This is a genomic window from Pseudomonas sp. FP1740 (genome assembly GCF_030687165.1).
Lineage (GTDB): Bacteria > Pseudomonadota > Gammaproteobacteria > Pseudomonadales > Pseudomonadaceae > Aquipseudomonas.
Genome location: NZ_CP117461.1, coordinates 2,450,471 through 2,471,130 on the forward strand (window position 1 = coordinate 2,450,471; position 20,660 = coordinate 2,471,130).

General features: G+C 60.6%; 23 protein-coding genes and 1 pseudogene. 11 read left to right on the top strand and 13 right to left on the bottom strand.

All coding sequences use genetic code 11. The annotated features are described in order from the left end of the window. Positions 1-19: 19 nt before the first annotated feature. Entirely contained in the window at positions 20-385 is a 366-nt protein-coding gene (locus PSH69_RS11075) for an SPOR domain-containing protein (RefSeq protein WP_007938113.1), read from the top strand. A 95-nt stretch (positions 386-480) separates the two neighbouring features. Here the strand turns inward: PSH69_RS11075 and PSH69_RS11080 are convergent, their stop codons facing one another. The 5 genes from PSH69_RS11080 to ftrA all read right to left on the bottom strand — a co-directional run bounded on the left by PSH69_RS11080 (position 481) and on the right by ftrA (position 4,846). After that, the gene (locus PSH69_RS11080; protein WP_305412005.1) at positions 481-1,944 is read right to left on the bottom strand and encodes a GDL motif peptide-associated radical SAM/SPASM maturase; all 1,464 of its coding nucleotides are present in this window, start codon (positions 1,942-1,944) and stop codon (positions 481-483) included. 170 nt (positions 1,945-2,114) lie between these two features. Further along, on the bottom strand, positions 2,115-2,696 hold the full coding sequence (locus tag PSH69_RS11085; RefSeq protein ID WP_018928079.1) for a DUF1842 domain-containing protein: 582 nt from the start codon (positions 2,694-2,696) through the stop codon (positions 2,115-2,117). Positions 2,697-2,750: 54 nt separating this feature from the next. Next, positions 2,751-3,386: a DUF1842 domain-containing protein gene (locus tag PSH69_RS11090; RefSeq protein WP_018928078.1), complete on the bottom strand. Its 636-nt coding sequence runs from the start codon at positions 3,384-3,386 to the stop codon at positions 2,751-2,753. Positions 3,387-3,427: 41 nt separating this feature from the next. Next, positions 3,428-3,616 (bottom strand): DUF1843 domain-containing protein, encoded by a 189-nt coding sequence (locus tag PSH69_RS11095; protein WP_018928077.1) that lies wholly within the window; start codon positions 3,614-3,616, stop codon positions 3,428-3,430. Positions 3,617-3,874: 258 nt separating this feature from the next. Continuing rightward, positions 3,875-4,846, bottom strand: coding sequence for a transcriptional regulator FtrA (ftrA, locus tag PSH69_RS11100; RefSeq protein ID WP_111453797.1), 972 nt, complete (start codon positions 4,844-4,846; stop codon positions 3,875-3,877). Positions 4,847-4,947: 101 nt separating this feature from the next. Between ftrA and PSH69_RS11105 the strand changes: the two genes are divergently transcribed. Further along, a complete protein-coding gene (locus PSH69_RS11105; RefSeq protein ID WP_305412006.1) occupies positions 4,948-5,382 on the top strand; it encodes a rhodanese-like domain-containing protein in 435 nt (144 codons plus the stop codon). 152 nt (positions 5,383-5,534) lie between these two features. Here PSH69_RS11105 and PSH69_RS11110 read toward each other — a convergent pair. After that, positions 5,535-6,164: pseudogene (locus PSH69_RS11110) on the bottom strand (type 1 glutamine amidotransferase); the annotation flags it as partial. Positions 6,165-6,484: 320 nt separating this feature from the next. Between PSH69_RS11110 and PSH69_RS11115 the strand changes: the two are divergent. Beyond that, positions 6,485-7,264, top strand: coding sequence for an ABC transporter substrate-binding protein (locus PSH69_RS11115; RefSeq protein ID WP_305412007.1), 780 nt, complete (start codon positions 6,485-6,487; stop codon positions 7,262-7,264). 156 nt (positions 7,265-7,420) lie between these two features. Further along, positions 7,421-8,137 (top strand): alpha/beta hydrolase, encoded by a 717-nt coding sequence (locus PSH69_RS11120; protein WP_305412008.1) that lies wholly within the window; start codon positions 7,421-7,423, stop codon positions 8,135-8,137. Positions 8,138-8,148: 11 nt separating this feature from the next. Here the strand turns inward: PSH69_RS11120 and PSH69_RS11125 are convergent, their stop codons facing one another. Both PSH69_RS11125 and PSH69_RS11130 read right to left on the bottom strand, forming a co-directional pair. After that, positions 8,149-8,736: a hypothetical protein gene (locus PSH69_RS11125; protein ID WP_305412009.1), complete on the bottom strand. Its 588-nt coding sequence runs from the start codon at positions 8,734-8,736 to the stop codon at positions 8,149-8,151. A 71-nt stretch (positions 8,737-8,807) separates the two neighbouring features. Next, positions 8,808-9,590 (bottom strand): hypothetical protein, encoded by a 783-nt coding sequence (locus tag PSH69_RS11130; RefSeq protein WP_305412011.1) that lies wholly within the window; start codon positions 9,588-9,590, stop codon positions 8,808-8,810. A 147-nt stretch (positions 9,591-9,737) separates the two neighbouring features. On the opposite strand from PSH69_RS11130, the gene PSH69_RS11135 reads away from it, so the two are divergent. Further along, positions 9,738-11,057: an Nramp family divalent metal transporter gene (locus tag PSH69_RS11135; RefSeq protein WP_019582143.1), complete on the top strand. Its 1,320-nt coding sequence runs from the start codon at positions 9,738-9,740 to the stop codon at positions 11,055-11,057. 16 nt (positions 11,058-11,073) lie between these two features. Here PSH69_RS11135 and PSH69_RS11140 read toward each other — a convergent pair whose 3' ends face one another. Then, positions 11,074-11,970 (bottom strand): LysR family transcriptional regulator, encoded by an 897-nt coding sequence (locus tag PSH69_RS11140; protein ID WP_305412013.1) that lies wholly within the window; start codon positions 11,968-11,970, stop codon positions 11,074-11,076. A gap of 110 nt (positions 11,971-12,080) precedes the next feature. Between PSH69_RS11140 and PSH69_RS11145 the strand changes: the two genes are divergently transcribed. Then, entirely contained in the window at positions 12,081-12,683 is a 603-nt protein-coding gene (locus PSH69_RS11145) for an NADPH-dependent F420 reductase (protein ID WP_018928066.1), read from the top strand. Positions 12,684-12,875: 192 nt separating this feature from the next. Here the strand turns inward: PSH69_RS11145 and PSH69_RS11150 are convergent, their stop codons facing one another. From PSH69_RS11150 to PSH69_RS11160, 3 genes are read right to left on the bottom strand one after another with little or no spacing between them, the layout of a single operon-like run. Further along, positions 12,876-14,054, bottom strand: a complete 1,179-nt coding sequence (locus tag PSH69_RS11150) for an acetyl-CoA C-acetyltransferase (RefSeq protein ID WP_018928065.1) — start codon at positions 14,052-14,054, stop codon at positions 12,876-12,878. Between the two features lie 11 nt (positions 14,055-14,065). Continuing rightward, positions 14,066-14,731, bottom strand: a complete 666-nt coding sequence (locus PSH69_RS11155; protein ID WP_018928064.1) for a CoA transferase subunit B — start codon at positions 14,729-14,731, stop codon at positions 14,066-14,068. A 36-nt stretch (positions 14,732-14,767) separates the two neighbouring features. Continuing rightward, positions 14,768-15,466 (bottom strand): CoA transferase subunit A, encoded by a 699-nt coding sequence (locus tag PSH69_RS11160; protein WP_018928063.1) that lies wholly within the window; start codon positions 15,464-15,466, stop codon positions 14,768-14,770. A gap of 148 nt (positions 15,467-15,614) precedes the next feature. On the opposite strand from PSH69_RS11160, the gene PSH69_RS11165 reads away from it, so the two are divergent. Continuing rightward, the gene (locus tag PSH69_RS11165) at positions 15,615-16,508 is read left to right on the top strand and encodes a LysR family transcriptional regulator (RefSeq protein WP_019649313.1); all 894 of its coding nucleotides are present in this window, start codon (positions 15,615-15,617) and stop codon (positions 16,506-16,508) included. Between the two features lie 108 nt (positions 16,509-16,616). Here PSH69_RS11165 and PSH69_RS11170 read toward each other — a convergent pair whose 3' ends face one another. Next, on the bottom strand, positions 16,617-17,663 hold the full coding sequence (locus tag PSH69_RS11170; protein WP_305412014.1) for a class I SAM-dependent methyltransferase: 1,047 nt from the start codon (positions 17,661-17,663) through the stop codon (positions 16,617-16,619). A gap of 300 nt (positions 17,664-17,963) precedes the next feature. Between PSH69_RS11170 and PSH69_RS11175 the strand changes: the two genes are divergently transcribed. The 4 genes from PSH69_RS11175 (at position 17,964) to PSH69_RS11190 (ending at position 20,636) form a co-directional block, all read left to right on the top strand. Next, positions 17,964-18,800 carry a DUF692 domain-containing protein gene (locus PSH69_RS11175; protein ID WP_305412813.1) on the top strand — a complete coding sequence of 279 codons (837 nt, stop codon included), beginning with the start codon at positions 17,964-17,966 and terminating at the stop codon, positions 18,798-18,800. Next, the gene (locus PSH69_RS11180; protein ID WP_305412015.1) at positions 18,793-19,560 is read left to right on the top strand and encodes a DUF2063 domain-containing protein; all 768 of its coding nucleotides are present in this window, start codon (positions 18,793-18,795) and stop codon (positions 19,558-19,560) included. The genes PSH69_RS11175 and PSH69_RS11180 overlap by 8 nt, the downstream gene beginning before the upstream one ends. Positions 19,561-19,712: 152 nt before the next feature. After that, positions 19,713-19,964 (top strand): hypothetical protein, encoded by a 252-nt coding sequence (locus PSH69_RS11185; protein WP_305412016.1) that lies wholly within the window; start codon positions 19,713-19,715, stop codon positions 19,962-19,964. 348 nt (positions 19,965-20,312) lie between these two features. Next, entirely contained in the window at positions 20,313-20,636 is a 324-nt protein-coding gene (locus PSH69_RS11190) for a hypothetical protein (protein ID WP_305412017.1), read from the top strand. Positions 20,637-20,660 lie beyond the last annotated feature (24 nt).

Here is a 20,660-nt window from a genome sequence, read left to right on the forward strand (position 1 = left end):
AGCATTCGAGGAAAGCGTTGTGCGCAAAATGGTCTTGGTAATCGCGGTGCTGACGCTGGCCGGATGCGGTGAGGATAAAGGGGTTGACGCTCAAAAGCCGCAACCGGCAGTCGCCTCCGTCCCCGCGGCGGTAACGGGCCCGCAGTGGGACGTCGAAGTGCGTGGCGAGACCCCCCAGGCGGTCAGTGACCTGAGCGGTTGGTTGATTGAACACAGCTTCGTTCCCAACGTCGTGAAGGAAAATGGAAAGGTTCGTATTCTGGTCGGGCCGTTCGGCTCGCAAGCCGAAGCGCAGGCGAGGCAAGCTGAAATAACGGCGGCGCTGACCCGGGCGAAAAAAATGAACATCGAATCGCTGATCGTCGAACACCCAACGGCTCAGTAACCGTCCTTTTCGCAACGCGCAGACCCGCATGCCGGGTGATGTGCCAGGGAAGCGATCTGCGAGGTCGCTTCCCTGATGATGCGTCGGCATAAACGTTACATCAAATTATTTTGCGGCAATCCCAGCAGACTGGTCAGAGTGTTGATGATCGCTTGTTGCCGGGCACGGTCTGTCTGGTGCACGGCTTCCGCGGCGGCGACATCAGCATCGCAGTGGGGGCACGTCACTTCGTGTGCATGGATGTACTGCAAGCAGCCACGACACAGCGCCAGTTGCGGTGGAATACGTCCTTCGTCAGGCGATTTCTGGCCCTGGTTCGCCCAGGCCAGTTTGATCACCTGGCCGCTGTCGCTGACGCTGTTCACCTTCTCGCCGGTATCGATACGCTCGGTAATCAGATCAAAACGTCCGACGGCGAAGGAGGTTTTTGCCGCATCCTCGAGCTTGACGATGCGCTCGCGTAGCCCGCGTTTTTGCAGGTCCAGCGCGCGGTAATGGCAGTAGGGATTATTGCCGGGTTTGCCAAGCAGGGAGTGCGAGGTCCAGGTGCAGCCGCCACGGCAGACGTCGTTGTAGTAACAGCCTCGGCAGTAGCCCCACAGGTCGTCGACCGACCGCAGACGGCCAAAGTGCATGCCTTCGCTGTAATGCCAGATATCGTGCAGGCTCATGTTGCGTACGTTGCCGCCCGAAAACCCCACCGTGGCCAATGACGGGCAACCCTTTACCGTGCCGTCGGCTTCCAGCGCCAGCACGGTCTGGCCGGCGGCGCAGCCGCTCCAGTGCACGCGCTCATCGCCGAAACCACGCCACATGTGCTCGTAGGGGCCGTAGTAACCGATATTGTTGCCCACGTTCATCAGCAGGCCGCGATCGACCCCTTCGCGGTAGAGACGCGCCAGCAACGGCATCACTTCCAGCAGTTGGTAGGGTTGCAACAGCAGCTCCGGGTGATCGACGGCATTGCCCATGGCGACCGTCAGCTGGATCTGCCAATGAGTGGCGCCGAGGTCGATGATCAGGTCCATCAGCTCGGGCAAGTCTGGCAACGTGGCCGCGCCGATTTGTGTGTTGACGCTCACCGCCAGCCCGGACTGTTTGGCGCGTCGCAGGGTGTCCACCGCCTTGTCGAACGAGCCCGGAACATTGCGCACTGCGTCATGCAGTGGGGCCAGTCCATCCAGTGACACACCGACGCCATTGAGCCCGGCGTCCACCGCTGCCTGCATTTTCGCGGGCGTCAGGTTGCGCCCACCGGTTTGTATCGCGCAATACATGCCGTGATCGTGGATAGCCTGGATCAGTTGGGTCCAGTCCTTGCGCAAATAGGCTTCACCGCCGATCAGGGTGATCTCGCGGGTGCCGAGTGCCGCCAGGGAATCGATGACGTCGAGGCACTCCCGGGTGTTCAGTTCATCGGGGCGTCGATGGCCGGCGCGTGAGCCGCAGTGCAGGCATTTGAGGTCGCAGGCCAGAGTGATTTCCCAGACCACATGCACCGGCACGTAGCGTTTGAGGTCGGTTTCACTGAGGTAGCGGGCAGGGCGACTGTCTGACATGGGAAATCCTTGCGCACCAACGCGTGCGCGGCACGAATCCATCGAAGTGTTCGCGCCTTCCTTGAGACAATGGCGCGACCGGATTTACCTTTTGTTGTTGGTCAATAACGCGGACCCTGTGGGAGCGAGCAAGCCCGCTTCCACATGGGTTTGCGCTTACCTGACTGGGGTTATCGGGCCTCCAGTCGGGCGATTTCAGCATTCAGCTGCTCCAGAGCGCTGCGCAGGGCACCGCTGTTGGCCAATTGCTGTTCACCCTGGCTCACCACTGACTTCAGTTGCGCCAGGTCACCGCTGGTTTGCGCTTGCTGTACCGCGACGGCATAGAGCGGCACCGCATGGTGCGGATGCTCTGGGCGCTCAATCACTGGGGCCTGGCTGACAGCTGCGTGTTTCACGTAATGCCAGATACCCTGGTCCTGGTACTTGTAGTCGACATAACCGCTCGCCCAATCGGCGCCTAAAATGCCTTTCAAGCCGAAAGTCTGGGCGATCTGGCTGAGAGGGCCGCTCGGGCTGCCCGCCAAGGTGAGGATGATGTGGTTTTCGGCCGTCGGCACCAGTTTGGCCTCGGAGTACTCACCCCATACACGGGCACGGAAGTTGAGAGGCGGATAGGTGCTTTGGAAAATGCTGGCAACCCCGCTGACTTTTTTCTTTACGGTATCTACCAGCAGATCCAGGGTTAAAACCGGTGCGCCCAGTAGATGACTGCTGACATTCAGGCGGGTATGAAAAAGTCCGATTGACATGGTGCTACTCCCTTATTTGTATTCTGGACAACTCGGGCATGTTTCGTGAGCGGGTCAGCGGCGTTCCTGCCGGCTGATTTCGCCCTTGGCCGTTTCAAGCGCGCTCTGCAGTTGGGGTTGCTGATCCAGTTGTTGTTGGGCCAGGCGGGCCAGGTTTTTCATCTGGGCCAGGTCACCGCTGGCAATGGCACTTTGAATCGGCGCGGCGTACAGCGGCATGATCGGTGGATAGGCTGGAATGACCGGGCCGGGCTCCAAAGGCACCGATTTATAAGCGTTGGAGGGTACCGCCTCGACAAGATGAGCGGGAGCGGTGACCTGGACCCACCGTTCACCATTGAAGTACTCGTAATTGGCGACGCCTTCTCTCCAGTCGCTACCGACCACCAAGTGCAGCTTGAAATTCACGATGGAGTTCGAGCCTGGGCCGCCGTTATTGCCTTGAGCGGTGATCAGGATCTTGCTGACGCCAGGGCTCATGACCGTCAGGTAGGTGTATTCGCCCCAGACATCGGAGTGCACATCCAGTGGCGGGTTAGTGGCCTGAGTAATTTCGGCAGTGCCGCTTACCGTTTGATCTGGGGTAAAAACCAGAAGATTGAGTGCCAGGTTTTGTGCGCCCGCGGCCGAAGTACCAATTCGGTAGCAGAGCGGGAACAAGCCGACAGGTTGCTGATTAGAACCAGACATAATTATTGCCTCCGTTGCAATAAGGGGAGCGGAAATAGCTATTAGTGCTTTTCCAGGCGTGCGATTTCCTTAACCAACTGCTCGTAAGCAGTTTTTAGCTCTTTATTTTCTGGTGTGGATGCATCGCGTTGTTTCAACAGCGTCTTCATTTGCGGCAGGTCGCCTGCCTTGATCGCGCCTTGGATGGCCACCCCATAGGGGGGCATGCTATGGCGAGTTGAAGTGCTCATAACGATTCCTTCCGTGGTGTTTGCGGGCACTGCTGTTATCAGCAGTTTTTGCAGTTAAGCAGGCGCCGATAAATATGCAATGGGCTGCGCAAGAGTAATTTTTAATATTGTTTTATTTATCGCGGTGGGTGAGCAATCAAGATATTTGATATTAAGATTGGCGATAAGTTAGTGCGATTTCTCATGAGTCCTTATTGTTTTTATCGCCATTGATAAAGAGTGATGGGGCGGTCTGTAACGCCCCTGGACTGAGATGATTCAAACAGCACTGACCTTGCGCCCGAACCGTTCCCTATACACCGAAGGCGGCACGCCGACCACGCTGCGAAATGCCACCCGGAAACTCTCCACCGAGCGATAACCGCAGCGCTGGGCAATCTGGTCGGTGTTTTGATTCGTGCTCTCCAGCAGCTCGCGGGCCCGGGCCAGGCGTTCATGCTGCAGCCACGCTTTGGGCGGCATACCGCTGGCTTCGGTGAACCGCCGCAGAAACGTGCGCTCACTCATGGCCGCCTCGCTGGCGAGGTCGCGAACTTCCAGCGGTTCATGCAGACGTTCCCGCGCCCACTGCATGACCCGCGACAGATCGCTGCGCGGCGTCGGGCTGACCGGTGACGGAATGAACTGCGCCTGGCCGCCGGTGCGTTGCGGCGACATCACCAACCGCCGGGCCACCGAGTTGGCCACCTGCGTGCCGAAATCCCGCGCGACCAGATGCAGGCAGGCATCGATGCCGGCGGCACTGCCGGCGGAAGTGATCAACTGACCCGAATCGACATACAGCACGTCCGGATCCACCAGAATGTTCGGGAAGCGTTCGGCCAGTTCAGCGGTGTAGCGCCAATGGGTGGTGGCGCCGTGACCGTCCAGCAAACCGGTGGCCGCCAGTACGAATACCCCGGAACAGATCGACAGCAACCGCGCGCCTCGGGCATGAGCCTGACGCAGGGCTGCGAGCAAGGGCTCCGGCACCGGCGCGCTGCGGTCGCGCCAGCCGGGGATGATGATGGTTCGGGCGCGCTCAAGCAGTTCCATCCCGCCGTCGGCCAGCACCTGAATGCCGCCCATGGCGCGCATCGGCCCTTGGTCGACGGCGACGATGCGGTGCTCGTACCAAGGGAAATCGAACTCTGGCCGCGCCAGGCCGAAGATCTCCACGGCAATGCCGAATTCGAAGGTGCAGAGGCCGTCGTAGGCCAGAATCGCGACTAAACCTGGGGTGGGCTGCATTTGGCGGAAAATTCCCGGTGAGTGTCTTGTGCGCCACTGTAGCGGCAAGGCCGGAGCAGATAAAGTTTTCTCACACCCACTGAGACTTTGGAGTACAGCCCATGCCTAGCCTGGTTCGCGAGATTCCCGCAGCCCCGTCCGCCATCGCCCTGATGCACTTCAGCAATCGTCTGACCTTCGAAACCGATTGTTCCGATGTCTACAGCAGCCAAGAGGCCGGCGAGGTGGATTTTGTTCTGGTGGACGTGCGCGGACCGTTGGCGTTCGAACGCGGACATGTGCCAGGCGCGATCAACATCCCGAGTCGATTGATCACAGCTGATAGCCTGGCGGCCTATCCGAAGTCCACGCTGTTTGTGGTCTATTGCGCCGGCCCTCACTGCAACGGCGCCAATAAGGCTGCGGTGAAACTGGCGGCGCTGGGTTATCCGGTCAAGGAGATGATCGGCGGGGTGATCGGGTGGCTGGATGAAGGCTTTGAGCTGAGTGTCGTGGTTGCTCGCACCGCCAAGACGGTCATCGGTTGCGAATGCTGACGTTCAGATACAGGTGATCAAATGTGGCGAGGGGGCTTGCCCCCGTTCGGCTGCGAAGCAGTCGTAAATCCTTGGGGATCGCAGTGACTGGTTTGGGGCCGCTTCGCGACCCAACGGGGCGGTGCGGCGTTCCGACAAGCCCCCTCGCCACAGGATACTGTCCACCATCCATCCAGCGTCACCCGCAACCAGTCAAACACCGTTGCATAAGCGGCGCTGTCTTGCGGCTCCCGGGGCAGCGGTGATTCCTCGCCAAAGTGCTCATTGAGGATCGCCACCGATTCAGCATTCCATTCCGGGTGGAACTGCAACCCCACCCGCGTCGCCCCGACGCGATACATTTGCTGCTCACAAACGTCACTGCTGGCCAGCAACTGCGCAGCGGGCGGCAGATCGATCGCGTCTTCATGCCACTCCAGCACCTTCAGCGTCTGGCCATCGGCAAAGGTCACGGTAGTCCAGCCGGTTTCGGTGTGAGCCATCCGCCGCACATTGCCGCCCAGGCTCAGCGCCAGCAACTGCGCCCCCAGGCAAATCGCGAACACCGCCGCGCCCTGATCCAGACTGCCCGCCAGCCACTGACGCTCTGTTTCCAGCCACGCGGGCCCGGCACCGGATTCATAAGGCCCGCCCAACAGAATCACCGGTTCCGCACTCATCGGCGGCAGCTGTCCGAGGTCGGCGCGAAATACGTTGAGCGTAATGCCTCGGGACCGGGCCCATTCGGCAATGACGCCGGGGCCTTCGGCAGGATGGTGCTGGATCAGGTTCAGCGCGGGCATCACGTTTCTCTTGTGGGGCGGTTGACGGGTCAATGTGACGCAAAAAAATGTTCATCGCCAGTGCGATTCTTCAGTCGGATCAGCACCCGAAATCTTGTAGGTTTTGTCTGAAGCAAAGGATTGTCCTACAGTCCTTGCACCACCTCGGAGCACACTTCAAGTGCCTCGAATCCCTCGGCTTCTTTTTTATAAGTATTTGTCGCCTAAACACAATTTGCCCTCCTGTAGCCGCTCTAGACTGCCGGCCACTTCGGTCTTCACCAACCGAAAGTTGCCAATCGAAAGCTGCCAATAAAAGCCTCCGCACACAGGAGTTATAAATGAAGAAGCGAGTAATGTTCGGTGCCCTGGCACTGTCGATGTTGTCCCTGACCGCCGTGGCCGAAGACGCCAAACCGATTCGCCTCGGGATCGAAGCCGGTTACCCACCATTCTCGATGAAAACCCCTGACGGCAAACTCACCGGTTTCGACGTGGACATCGGTGACGCGCTGTGTGAACAGATGAAAGTGAAGTGCACTTGGGTCGAGCAAGAGTTCGATGGCCTGATCCCCGCCCTGAAGGTCAAGAAAATCGACGCGATCCTGTCGTCCATGACCATCACCGACGACCGCAAGAAGAACGTCGATTTCACCATCAAGTACTACCACACCCCGGCGCGTTTCGTGATGAAGGAAGGCACCGACGTCAAGGATCCGCTGACCGAGCTCAAGGGCAAGAAAGTGGGTGTACTGCGCGCCAGTACCCACGACCGCTTCGCCACCGAAGTGCTGGTGCCGGCCGGCATCGACCTGGTGCGTTACGGTTCCCAGCAGGAGGCCAACCTGGACATCGTTGCCGGTCGCCTTGACGCGATGCTGGCCGACTCGGTCAACCTGGACGACGGTTTCCTGAAAACCGATGCCGGTAAAGGCTTCGCGTTTGTCGGCCCGACCTACGAAGACGCCAAGTACTTCGGCGGTGGTGCCGGTATTGCCGTGCGCAAGGGCGATAAAGAGCTGGCAGACAAATTCAACACTGCCATCACGGAAATCCGCGCCAACGGCAAGTACAAGCAAGTGCAAGACAAGTACTTCAACTTTGACGTTTACGGCCATTAATCACGTCGTTTACAAAAATGGCCACCCGTTGACGCGGTGGCCATTTTTTTAGCTTGTGAAACACATCCCCCATAGGAGCCTCGGTGGGAGACGGTGCATCGGCGGGAAGAGATGTTAGGCTCTGTCCCGAATCCTGCGCGCTGTGAAGGAAGGTTTATGTTGAAGTTTCTCGCTCTGCTCACGCTCCTGGCGTCCACCGCCGTCCACGCTGAAATTCCGCTACACACCGATCTGCCGCTCAAGTACCTGGAACAGGCCAACGTTGAATCCCGTAACCAGCCCTTGGTGATTTTCCTGCACGGTTATGGCAGCAACGAGCAGGACCTGTTCGGCATCAAGGATGAATTGCCGCCGCAGTACACCTACCTGTCGGTGCGGGCGCCGATGACGTTGGAAGAGGGCAGTTATCAGTGGTTTCGCAAAAAGGGCGAGGGTGCCTATAACGGCGAGACGGACGACCTGAAGGCCAGCGGCCAGGTGCTGCTGGATTTCGTCGCACAAGCGGCAAAAAAATATCACACCGAAGCGGACAAGGTTTTCCTGGTGGGCTTCAGCCAGGGCGCGATCATGTCCTATGAAGTCGCGTTGCGTCATCCCGAGGCGGTGGGCGGCATTGCGGCGTTGAGCGGGCGCATTCTGCCGGTGCTCAAGTCCGAACTCAAACCGGATGAAAAACGCCAGCCGCTGGCGATTTTCATCGGTCATGGCACCGCCGACAAACGCCTGCCCTACAACGACGGCACCGAGGCCGACAGCCTGTTGCAACGCCTGTCACTCAAGCCTGAGTTTCATGCCTACGAAGGTGTCGGCCACAGCATCAGTGCGGCCGAGATGGAGGATTTGAGCGCCTGGTTGCAGCGCCTCAATCCCTGAGCCGGTCGGGTTTATTTGCCGGAAATGATCTGGTTCACCAGCGTTTCGTGGCCGGTTTTGTCGTTGGGGCGGGAGATGACCTGAATGATGGCAATGCGAGTGCCGGAAGCGGCCATCAGCGAGGTGTCGAGGGTCATGCCGCCGCCCTGGGTGGCGGTGCTGTCGATCTGTCGCAGGCCCAGCCCCGTGCCTTTCTGGGTCAGGCTTTTTTCGCTCAGCTTGTTGAAGTCCGGCAAGGCGTTGCGTTGCTCGGTGGCGAAAGCGGACACAGTGGCGTCGAGGAACTCACCGTCGTTGTCCTTGACGTTGGCGCCGCCGGGAATGGTGTTTTCGGCGGCGATCACCACGGTTTTGCTGGTCTGGTTGGTGTACATCGTGCCTGTCGCCCCGGCGGTGCCGGTGGCCGCGTCGCCGGCCGGCAGCGGGTTGGCGATGAAACCCTTGGGCAGGGTGAAGGTGAACTTGCCGCCAAGCATCGAGACCCTCTGGGTCGGCGCTTTGTCGCTGGAAGTGGCCTTGGCCGCCTGCGCATTCAAGGCCCCCAGGCTGGCAGCCGCTGTCAGTACTAGAACAACGGCTTTTTTACTCAACAATGACATTCAAACTCTCCGTAGGGTGGTCGCGCTTTGACGGCGATCATCCCATGGATCTCGAACAGGGTGCAGGGTGATCATCGTTGCCGTTCGTTGAAACGATAAGGCGCTGGGCGCAATGCCCGTTGTTTAGTCACCAACAGCATCCCGAGCGAGGCGCCTATCCCCAATGCAAATCCCGTCCAGCCGAACCTCGGCAACGCCAACGCCAGCACTAGACAAAACGCCGCGAACGAATACATCCCGGTAGCTGTAGCCCGCAGCAACGCCGCCGTAAACGACGGACCGCGAGTCTGCTGGGAAAACACAGCCATCACACTGCCCAGCACCGGGAACACTGCGAGCAATCCGCTCCAGCGCTCGCCGACGGTGCTGGCCAGCACCGTCACGGCCAACGTAAGCAGGGCGCCAGCCATCATGCGCAGCAGCAGTTTGTCGGATTTGGGCGCCGGGCCTGAAATGACGGGTTGTACCGAGGGAAACAGGTACGGCGCGGCCAGCAACGCGGTGGCGGCGGCGATCATTGAGAGCGCCAGCGATGGCGGGATCAGCGACAGCACAACAGCTACCGACGCCCAGACCAGCACCGCCATCGTTAGCGCCCACGGCCAGCTCAAGCGTTGTGCGACCTGGGCATACGTCACGCAGAAGGCAATCATCGCGAACATGGCTGACAGCGCCGCCGTTGCTGCCTGAGCGGCGAACACCTGGCCTTGCTCGATGGCGAGGAACAACAGAATTGGCCCGACCACCACCGGCAACCCCGACAACCAACCGGCCACGCTCGGCCCCCAGCGCTTTCCGGCCAGGGAAATCAGCAACAGAAACCCCGGAATCACCAGCAGCTTGAGCATCAGCACGCACGCATCTCCATCTGTGTGAGCCGGTCACGTTAGCATTGCGGGCGATGGATTGCTTAAGGCGGTCTCTGCGCAAGCGTTGAGCGCCTACACCCGCGTACGCGAAACGTCTAAGCTGCGCGCTCCCACCTGTTGACGGATGCTTGCGTGAAATTCAGTTTGCCCAAAGTCGGCACCGCGCCGTTTTGCCCACCGGAAGTGGCCGGCACGGTTGCCGTTGACCCTGGTGCTTCGTTCTACAAGCGCGTTCTGCGTTTTGCCGGCCCCGGTTTGCTGGTGTCCATCGGCTACATGGACCCGGGCAACTGGGCTACGGCCATCGAGGCCGGTTCGCGGTTTGGCTACAGCCTGTTGTTCGTGGTGTTGCTGGCGAGCCTGGCGGGGATGGTGGTGCAGTGTTTGTGCTCGCGTCTGGGCATCGCCACCGGGCGCGACCTGGCGCAGTTGTGTCGGGAGCGCTACAGCACGCGGACCGCACGGACCCAGTGGCTGCTGGCGGAAATTTCGATCATCGCCACCGACCTTGCTGAAGTGCTTGGCTGCGCCTTGGCGTTCCACTTGCTGCTGGGTTGTTCGCTGACGTTTGGCATCGCGCTCACCGCGTTCGACACGTTGCTGGTATTGGCCCTGCAAAATCGCGGCTTTCGTCGGCTGGAGGCGATCATGCTGGTGCTGGTGGGCACGATCGGCGTGTGTTTCTTCGTCGAACTGCTGCTGATCAAACCCTATTGGCCGGATGTCGCTCGGGGTTTCACACCGTCACTTTCGGTGATCGGCGATGCGGCGCCGTTGTACCTGTCCATCGGCATTCTCGGGGCCACGGTGATGCCGCATAACTTGTTCCTGCATACCTCGATCGTGCAGACGCGGATGATCGGCAAAGACCTGGCCAGCAAGCAGGACGCGGTCAAACTGGCGCGCATCGACACCATCGGCTCCCTGGCGCTGGCACTGCTGGTCAACGCGGCGATCCTGATTCTTGCTTCCGCGGCCTTCCACAAGACCGGGCACACCGACGTGGTGGACATCCAGGATGCCTATCACTTGCTCGATCCATTGGTGGGCGGGGCGTTGGCCAGCGTGTTGTTTGGTGTGGCGTTGCTGGCGTCGGGGCAGAGCTCGACCTTCACCGGCACCATCGCGGGCCAGGTGATCATGGAGGGCTACCTGAACCTGCGCTTGCCCTGCTGGCAACGGCGCTTGATCACTCGCGGGCTGGCGCTGATCCCGGCGTTTATCGGCGTGTGGCTGATGGGCGACGGGGCAATCGGCAAGCTGCTGGTGTTGAGTCAGGTGGTACTCAGCCTGCAACTGCCGTTCGCGTTGTACCCGTTGATTCGCATGACCAACGATCAGACGCTCATGGGGCCGTTTGTGAATCGGCTGCCAACTCGGGTGTTGGCGTGGGGATTGTTTACGGTAATCAGTGCGGCCAACAGCTGGTTGATTTTGCAGTTTGTGGGCTGAGTCATTCTTTTGATCTTCACCCCCGCTCAAACGCCTCAACCAGATAATCGATAAACACCCGGGTCTTGGCCGGCATCAACGTGCGGCTCGGGTAATACAGCGAGATCGATCCCGCGTCGGCATGCCAGTCCGGCAACAAGCGCAGCAGTTCGCCGTGCTGGATATGGGCGATGACATCGGGCGATACCAGCAGCGTCACACCAAGGCCGAGCAGGGCCGCTTCACGCATGGCGGCAGGGTCATTGAGCACGATGTTTTCACTCAGCTCGGCGCTGGCTTCATTGCCCACGCTATCCCGCATCACCCATTGGCGCACCCGCCCGGTGCGAATGCCGCGCATCACAATGCCGTTGTACTGAGCCAGGTCCGCCGGGCTGCTGGGCAGGGTGCGTCCGGCCAGGTACGCCGGTGAGGCCACCGCCACCACATCCGCCGCTGCCAACGTCCGCGAGACGACCCCGGGTGTCAGCTCGAAACCGCCGCCGATGGCGGCGTCATACCCTTCGGCGATCAGATCGACCTGGCGGTTTTCAAAGTGCCATTCCAAGCGAATCAGCGGGTAGCGCGCCAGAAATTCCGGTAACAGCGGCAACACGTGGTCAATGCCGAACGTCGGCGCCAAGCTGACCTTGAGCACCCCCGCCGGCTCCCCGCGATCACTGGACACCGCACTGATCGCCGTCTGCAGCGCCTGCAGATTGCCGCCGATGCTGGCCAGAAAGCGTTCGCCGGCTTCGGTCAGTGACAGCTTGCGGGTCGAGCGCTGGAACAGCCGCACACCGATATTGCGTTCAAGCATCGCCACGTTGCGGCTGACGGCGGCGGGCGTCAGTGCGAGCAACCGTGCGGCGGCGGAGAAGCTGCCGGTTTCAGCGCTGCGCACGAAAGATTCGAGGTTGGCGAGTGTTTCCATCTCAGACACCTGATATTAATACTTGAAGATCATTCAACTCATTACCGTCTAATAAAGTAGTAATGGCAAGCGCAGTATTCACTCCACCAACCCACTACGGAGTGAACACCATGAGCACTATCGGAATCATCGGCGCCGGCGCCATCGGCACAGCCTTCGCCAAAGCATTGTCCCGTCAGGGCATTGAAGTCGTCATCGCCAACAGCCGCGGCCCGGAAACCCTGGCCTCACTGGTGGAAGAACTCGGGCCGACGGCGCGGGCCGGCACCCGTGAAGAAGCGGCCGCGCAGCCGATCGTTCTGGTCGCGGTGAACTGGTCGAAATTGCCAACGGCACTGGCCGGATTGCCGGATTTCGGCGGGCGGATTGTCATCGACGCGAACAATTCGATCGAGGCGCCATCGTTCAAAGCGGTGGATTTGCAGGGCCGTCCGTCCAGTGAAGTGTTTGCCGAATGGGTACCTGGCGCGCGGGTGGTCAAGGCCTTCAATCACCTTCAAGCGCATCTGCTTGAGAGTGATCCGGCGGCGGAGGGTGGGCGGCGAGTGTTGTTTCTTTCTGGTGACGATGCCGAGGCCAAGGCTCAAGTGGCAGCGCTGATCGAGCGATTGGGCTTCTTTGGAATCGATCTGGGCGAACTGAGTGTCGGGGCGCGGCTGGTGCAGTTCCCGGGCGGTCCGTTGCCGGTCTTGAACCTGGTGAAATTTGCCTGAGGGCCAGAGGTTTCCAGCCGTTGTGGTGAGGGGACTTGCCCGCGAAAGCGGTGTGTCAGGCGACATCAATGTTGACTGTGCCGCCGTCGTCGCGGGCAAGCCACGCTCCCACAGGTAACCGAGTGCTCTCGGGAGAATGCGGTCACCTGTGGGAGCGAGCCTGCTCGCGATGAACGACAACGCGGTCTCGGGCTAGCGCTCGATCGCCAATGCCACGCCCTGACCACCACCAATGCACAGGGTGGCCAGGCCTTTTTTGGCGTCACGCTTGATCATCTCGTGCAGCAAGGTCACCAGCACCCGGCAACCCGAGGCTCCAATCGGATGGCCCAGGGCAATCGCGCCACCGTTGACGTTGACCTTGCTCAGGTCCCATTCCAGGTCCTTGGCCACCGCCAGGGATTGCGCGGCGAAGGCTTCGTTGGCCTCGATCAGCTCCAGTTGATCGATGGACCAGCCGGCCTTGTCCAGGCAACGACGGGTGGCGCTGACCGGGCCGATGCCCATGATCGCCGGGTCGACGCCCGCGTTGGCGTAGGCGGCGATTTTCGCCAGCACCGGCAGGCCGAGGGCCTTGGCTTTCTCGGCACTCATCAGGATCACCGCGGCGGCGCCGTCGTTCAGCGAAGAGGCGTTGCCGGCGGTCACCGAGCCGTCCTTCTTGAAGGCCGGTTTCAGCTTGCCCAGGGACTCGGCGGTGGTGCCGGCACGCGGTTGTTCATCGGTGGCGAAGGCCAGTGGATCGCCCTTGCGCTGGGGGATCAGGATCGGGGTGATTTCATCGACGAAACGCCCGGCTTCGATGGCGGCCACGGCTTTTTGTTGCGAGGCGGCAGCGAAGGCGTCCTGGGCTTCACGGCTGATGCCGTACTTGTCCACCAGGTTCTCGGCGGTGATGCCCATGTGGTAATCGTTGAACGCATCCCACAAACCGTCGCTGATCATCGTGTCGACGATCTGGCTGTGGCCCATGCGCAGACCGGTGCGGGCGCCCGGCAGCACGTAATTGGCCAGGCTCATGTTTTCCTGGCCACCGGCGATGATCACCTCGGCATCGCCGCAGCGAATCGCCTGCGCCGCCAGGTGCAGCGCTTTGAGGCCCGAGCCGCAGACCTTGTTCAGGGTCATGGCCGGTACGGCGTGGGGCAGGCCGGCCTTGATCGCAGCCTGACGCGCAGGGTTTTGCCCGGCGCCGGCGGTCAATACCTGGCCCATGATCACTTCATCGACCTGCGCCGGGTCCAGATCGGTTTGCGCCAGCAACTGGCGGATCACCGCAGCACCGAGGTCCACCGCGGACACATTGGCCAACGCGCCCTGGAAACTGCCGATGGCAGTGCGAGTGGCAGCAACAATCACAACGTCTTGCATGGACGGATTCCTCACTGGGCAGCGAACTGCATTTCCGGGACGTGGTCAGGCACGATCAGTTTGCCGGCGGTCTTGGCGACGATTTCTTCAACGCTCACGCCTGGTGCGCGTTCCTTGAGAATGAACGCGCCGTTGTGGATTTCCAAGTAGGCCAGGTCAGTCAGTACGCGTTTGATGCAACCGGCGCCGGTCAGCGGCAGGCTGCAGCGGGGCAGCAGTTTCGACTCACCGTCCTTGGAGGCGTGGGTCATGGTGACGATGATGTTGTCCGCACCGGCCACCAGGTCCATCGCGCCGCCCATGCCCTTGACCAGTTTGCCGGGGATCATCCAGGAGGCGATGTTGCCTTCGACGTCCACTTCGAACGCGCCGAGTACGGTCAAGTCGATGTGGCCACCACGGATCATCGCGAACGATTCGGCGGAGGAGAAAATCGACGCGCCGATACGCGCAGTCACGGTTTGCTTGCCGGCGTTGATCATGTCGGCGTCGACTTCGGCGTCGGTCGGAAAGGCGCCCATGCCGAGCAGGCCGTTTTCCGATTGCAGCATGACTTCCATGCCTTCGGGGATGTAGTTGGCGACCAGGGTCGGAATGCCGATGCCGAGGTTCACGTAGTAGCCGTCCTGCATTTCGCGGGCGACGCGCTGAGCCATTTGTTCGCGGGAAAGTGCCATTGTTGTTATTCCTTCATTCGGTCCGGGGGCAGGGGATCACTTACGCACGGTGCGCTGTTCGATGCGCTTTTCGAACGTGCCGCAAATGACCCGGTCGACGTAGATGCCAGGGGTGTGGATCTGCGACGGGTCCAGCTCGCCGGGTTCGACGATTTCTTCGACTTCGACCACGGTGATCTTGCCTGCGGTGGCGGCCAGCGGGTTGAAGTTCTGGGCGGTGTGGCGATAGACCACGTTACCGAAATGGTCGGCTTTCCAACCTTTGACGATGGCGAAGTCACCGGTGATGGATTCTTCCATCAGGTACTGGCGGCCCTTGAATTCGCGCACTTCCTTGCCTTCAGCGACTGGAGTGCCGACGCCGGTGGCGGTGAAGAACGCCGGGATGCCGGCACCGCCTGCGCGCATTTTCTCGGCGAGGGTGCCTTGGGGGGTCAGGACGACTTCTATTTCGCCTTTAAGTAGTTGGTCTTCGAACAGTTTGTTCTCGCCGACGTAGGAGGCCACCACTTTGCGGATCTGCCGGTCCACCAGCAGCACGCCGAGACCGAACCCATCGACGCCGCAGTTGTTGGAGACCACGGTGAGATCACGGGTGCCCCGGTGCTGGATCTCGGCGATGAGGTTTTCCGGAATCCCGCACAGGCCAAAGCCGCCGGAGATCACGGTCATGCCGTCTTCAAGACCGGCCATCGCTTCCTCATAGGAATACACGCGCTTGTCGAACCCTGCCATATGCACCTCTTTTATTCTTTGTGGGCGGCTGGCTAGCCGGATGGGGAGGGAGTGTCTCGCCGCAGGATTTATTTGTTAAGTTGATTTTTAAGGTTGATTGATAGATAAAACTCACCAATGAGTGCGCGCTACGTTGGAGACAGTGGCCATGACCGTTAAACAGATCCGCGCCTTCCTGGCCGTGGCCCAGAGTTTGAGCTTTGCCGTGGCTTGCGAACGGCTGCACCTGTCCCAGTCGGCGTTGAGCCTGACCATCAAGGCGCTGGAGGAGGGCCTGGGTGGGCGCCTGTTCACCCGCAATACCCGCAACGTCGCTCTGACCGCCGAGGGTGAATCACTGCTGCCACTGGCCCGTCGGTTGATTGCGGATTGGGACAACGCCGAGGATGAACTGCGCCAACGTTTCACCCTTCAGCGCGGCCGCGTGACGCTGGCGGCGATGCCGTCGTTTGCCGGCAACCTGCTGCCGCCGATCCTCAAGACCTTTCGCGCGCGTTATCCCAAGGTCAACGTCACGGTGAACGACGTGATCAACGAGCAGGTATTGGAAATGGTCCGCGACCGCCAGGTGGAGCTGGGCGTGGCGTTTGAGCCGACCCAGAGTTCGTCGCTGCAGTTTACCCCGTTGTACATCGACCGGTTTGTGGCGGTGGTGCCGCTTGATTCACCGCTGGCGGACCTGGGCGATATCGATTGGCAGACCCTGCTCAAGGAACCGTTCATTACCTTGCAGCGACCGTCCACGGTGCGGGTAATGCTCGAAGAGCACTTGCAAGCGCGGGGCATGAAATTGCCGGTGGAGTTTGAAAGTCATCAGTTGGCAACGGTCGGGCGGATGGTGGCCAGCGGACTGGGCGTGAGCGCGGTGCCAGCGTTGTGCGCCGGGCAGATGCGCGAGCTGGGCGCGCGTTGCATCACCCTGCGCGACCCGGTGGTGGAACGGGCGATCGGGGTGCTGACGACGGGGCAAGAACTGTCGGCGGCGGCGCAGGCGTTGTTCGATATTCTCAAGGCTGAAAACTTGGGTGAGCGTCTGAGCTGATCACGGTCGCCTGTGGAAATGGACTGCGGCGAGGGGGCAAGCCCCCTTGCCACACAAGCCCACCCCGACAGGGATTGGGTTTAGCCTGCCTGGGTGATGCGCCTGCCCTTATTTACGCGCCTCCAGAATCAGGTTGAACGGCGTTTCCGTGGCTCGCCGGAACTGGGTGAACCCCGCTTCGGTGAAGACCTTGCGCAACCGAGCCTCGCCCGCTTGAGCACCGAGCCCGAGGCCGACCTCCTGGGACAGCGAGTTGGGTGTGCAGATAAAGGTCGAGGCGGCGTAGAACAGCCGTCCCACCGGGTTGGCGTTCTCGTCTAGCGTGTCGTTGGCGAAGGGCTCAACCAACAGCACAGTGCCGTCGGGTTTGAGCGATTCATAGGCATGCCGTGCGGCGCCCACCGGGTCACCCATGTCGTGCAGGCAGTCGAAATAGCAGATCAGGTCATAGTCGTCGCCCGGATAGCTCTTGGCGTTGCCCTGGAAGAACCGCGCCCGACCGGACACGCCACCTTCTTCGGCGCGCTGGGTGGCGACGGTGATCGAGGGCGCGTGGTAATCGAAACCGACGAACCGCGACTCGGGGAAAGCCTGGGCCATGATCACGGTCGAGGCGCCGTGGCCGCAGCCGATGTCCGCCACTTTCGCGCCGGCTTCCAGTTTGGCGACCACCCCGTCGAGCGCCGGCAGCCACTCGCTGACCAGATGCGCCTTGTAGCCTGGGCGGAAGAACCGCTCGGTGCCGCTGAACATGCACGGATGGTGGTCGCCCCAGGGCAGGGCGCCGTTGCCGCGCATGGCGTTGACCAGTTTGTCCTTGTCATGGAAAAACGACGCAACCACCGCCATACCGCCGGCTACATAGACCGGTGAGTCTTCGATTGCCAGCGCCAGGGCTTGCTCTTCGGGCAGGCGGAACTGGCCGTCGCGGTGTTCCATGTAACCGGAGGCGGCGTGGGCGCTGAGCCATTCACGCAGCAGGCGGGTGTTGCAGCCGGTCTTCTCGGCGAGTGCTTCGGGGGTGACGGGCTGACTGTCGGCCATGGCCCGGTACAGGCCGAGTTCTTCGCCGAGGATGACGTTGGCGAGCATCGCCGCGCCACCCATGTCGCTCACCAGTTTGCCCATGAAATCATTGAGTCTGGCCTCGTCCATCTTGTGTGCTCCTTCAGCAGGATCACAGCCCGCAGGCATTGTTTGTCGAGGCATGCGCCTGTGGGCGGTGATCGTGGGAATGAACAGGACGATAACCGCGTCCTGGCTCCCCCCTGCGGGGGTAATCAACAAGTCTAGTTCGTGTATCCCTCTGTATCTGGCTGCCTGTCCGATACAGTGCGCTGAGAAGAGGGGTGTTTGCGCACACAGACCCGACACACCGAGGCGTTTGACTGGGCCTGCCGGCCGGCACTGAGTGTTCAGGCGCTGGAGACCGGATCCCAGGATGAGATCGACACCATGCAAATTCCCCTCACATCAGCGCAGGCGACCGTCGGGCTAGGCTTGCGCCGTGGTTTGATGAACGACCTGCAAGCGGCCCCGAAGGGCGCTTTCGACTTTCTGGAAGTCGCGCCGGAAAACTGGATCGGCATCGGCGGCGCGCATGGCGCGGCGTTTCGTGCCCTGGCCGAGCGTTATCCGTTGTCCTGTCACGGCTTGTCCTTGTCGCTGGGCGGGTCGGCGCCGCTGGACATCGGGTTTCTGCGGGAAATGCGGGTTTTTCTCGATCATTACAAGGTGCCGCTGTACAGCGAACACCTGAGCTACTGCAGCGATGACGGGCATCTTTACGATCTGCTGCCGTTGCCGTTTACCGAGGAAGCGGTGCATCACGTTGCTGCCCGAATTCGTCAGGCACAGGACATTCTCGGTCGGCGCCTGGCGGTGGAAAACGTCTCCTACTACGCCGCGCCGCAGCAGGACATGGACGAATTGACGTTCACCAACGCAGTGCTGCGCGAAGCCGATTGCGACCTGCTGCTGGACGTCAACAATGTCTACGTCAACTCGATCAATCACGGTTTCGATCCGCAGACGTTTCTGGCGGGCATCGACACGGGGCGGGTAGTCGCAATGCACGTGGCGGGGCATTTCGACGAATCCGACACGCTGAAAATCGACACCCACGGCGCCTCGGTCAAACCGGTGGTCTGGGCTTTGCTGGCCGAAGCGTATGCGCGGTTCGGCGTACAGCCGACGCTGCTTGAACGGGACTTCAATTACCCGGCGTTCTCTGAACTGGTGAGCGAGTTGCAGACCATTCGCCGACTGCAGGAGGAGGCGGACCGTGGATAAACCGACGCTGTATCAGCAGCAAGACACCTTGACTCGCTACCTGCGCGACCCCGACCACTGTGCACCGCCCGCCGGGATGGACGTGGCACGGGCGCAGGTTTATCGCGACCTGGTGTTCTCGAACCTGTCGTCGTTGCTCAGCGGCACCTTTCCGGTGTTGGTGAGAATACTGGGGGACAGTGACTGGCGTTCTCTGGTGCGAATCTTCCTGCGGGACTACCGCGCTCACACGCCAAAATTCGGCGAGATCGCCCGGGAGTTTGTCGAGTTCCTCGCATCGATGCCGCTGGCGCTGAACGATGGGCCGTGGCCACCGTTCATGGTCGAGCTGGCGCATTACGAATGGGTCGAAATGGCCTTGCAACAATCCGACGCCGAGCCGCTACCCGCCAGCGATGCAGGGCTGCTGCTGGATCAACCGTTGCAGGTTTCGCCGCTGGCCTGGCCGTTGGCCTATGGCTGGCCGGTGCAAAAAGTGGGGCCGGATTATCGGCCGCAAGTGCCACCGACTCAGCCGACGTTGCTGTTGGTGCGTCGGGCTGAAGACTGGAGTGTGCGCTTCTCCGAGCTGAGCCCGTTGGCGTGGCGGTTGTTGCAGCGGATTGGGGGATTTCCTCAGCTCGATGGCCGGTCGCAACTGGAAGGGCTGGCGGTGGAGGCAGGGATGGCGGGGTCGCAGGCCTTTATCGACAGTGGAATGGCGTTGTTGCGGCAGATGCACAGGGAAGGGGTAATCGGTATAGCGGCCTTTAGTCGCTGACAATCAGCGAATCACCCTACATCCATTTCCACCTTTCCCGACTTCTTTCCTGATCGATTCCCCGCAAAGTCTCGCGCGCCGAATTTCCTGCGCGAGGGATTGCACATGTTTGACCCGATTTTTCATTCCACTCCATACCGTTCGGTGCGTTGATGGAGCATATCGCCCGCATTGAGCAGGAGCTCGACGGTTTTACGGAGACCCTGAGGCTCTATCGCAAACAACTCAAGCGTTGGTTCAACCAGGCGGCGGACACGGCCAGCCGCGCTACTGATTTGCCTTCGCTGATGGACATGGAACGAATCATCAGGTTCGGCAATGCCAGCACCGTTGTCGGCAGCAGCGACGATGACTTTCTAGATCTGGAATTTAAGAAAATTACCTTATTTCCCACCGGTGTCTAAATAGATCATTTTTTACGGAGGTGCGAAATTTCTGGGCAAAGTCATCGGAAGTTTTCTTCAGGTTGTAGCGGTTTCCATGAACTGGTGCGCAGCGCGCCTCATCGATAGTCTTTGGGAGGTCACTGCAAATTCAGTGACAGGGCGTGGAAGCCCTTCTATCGTTAGGCGCATCAAGCGCCACCAGTTCGGCGTTTTTTATCGTCTGTGTTTCATGGTGGCTGTGCGCGGGGCGCTTTCGAGTGCGCCGGGTGCCTAACGTCCCGGTCTTCCACACCTGCGTACAGCCGCCACCTATTCGCGTGGAAGTGATTTCTGGCGGCTTCAATCCATACGTTAGGACTTAAATCGATGAAGACGCTTACACCCGATCCACCCTACGAAAAACCAATCCCCCACCCCGAAAACCGCTTCATGGCCCTCACCGGCAACTGCACCGACATGCCCACCCTGTTCGTCGATACCCACGCGCCGATCGATGTTTTGTATGACACTGCCAGCTATCGAATTCGCGCAGTTACTCAGGTGCTGGAGAACATGTCGATGCGCGGTTCGGTCGAGTGCGAATCCTTCATTCTCAGTGACTTTGCCTTGCTCTGCGCTATTCCGTTACGGGATGGGTGCGATGTGCTGGATGTAATTGGACGGCGGTTGCGGGCTCGGCCTGCGGAATAACGTTGCTGAATGATCGTTCCCACG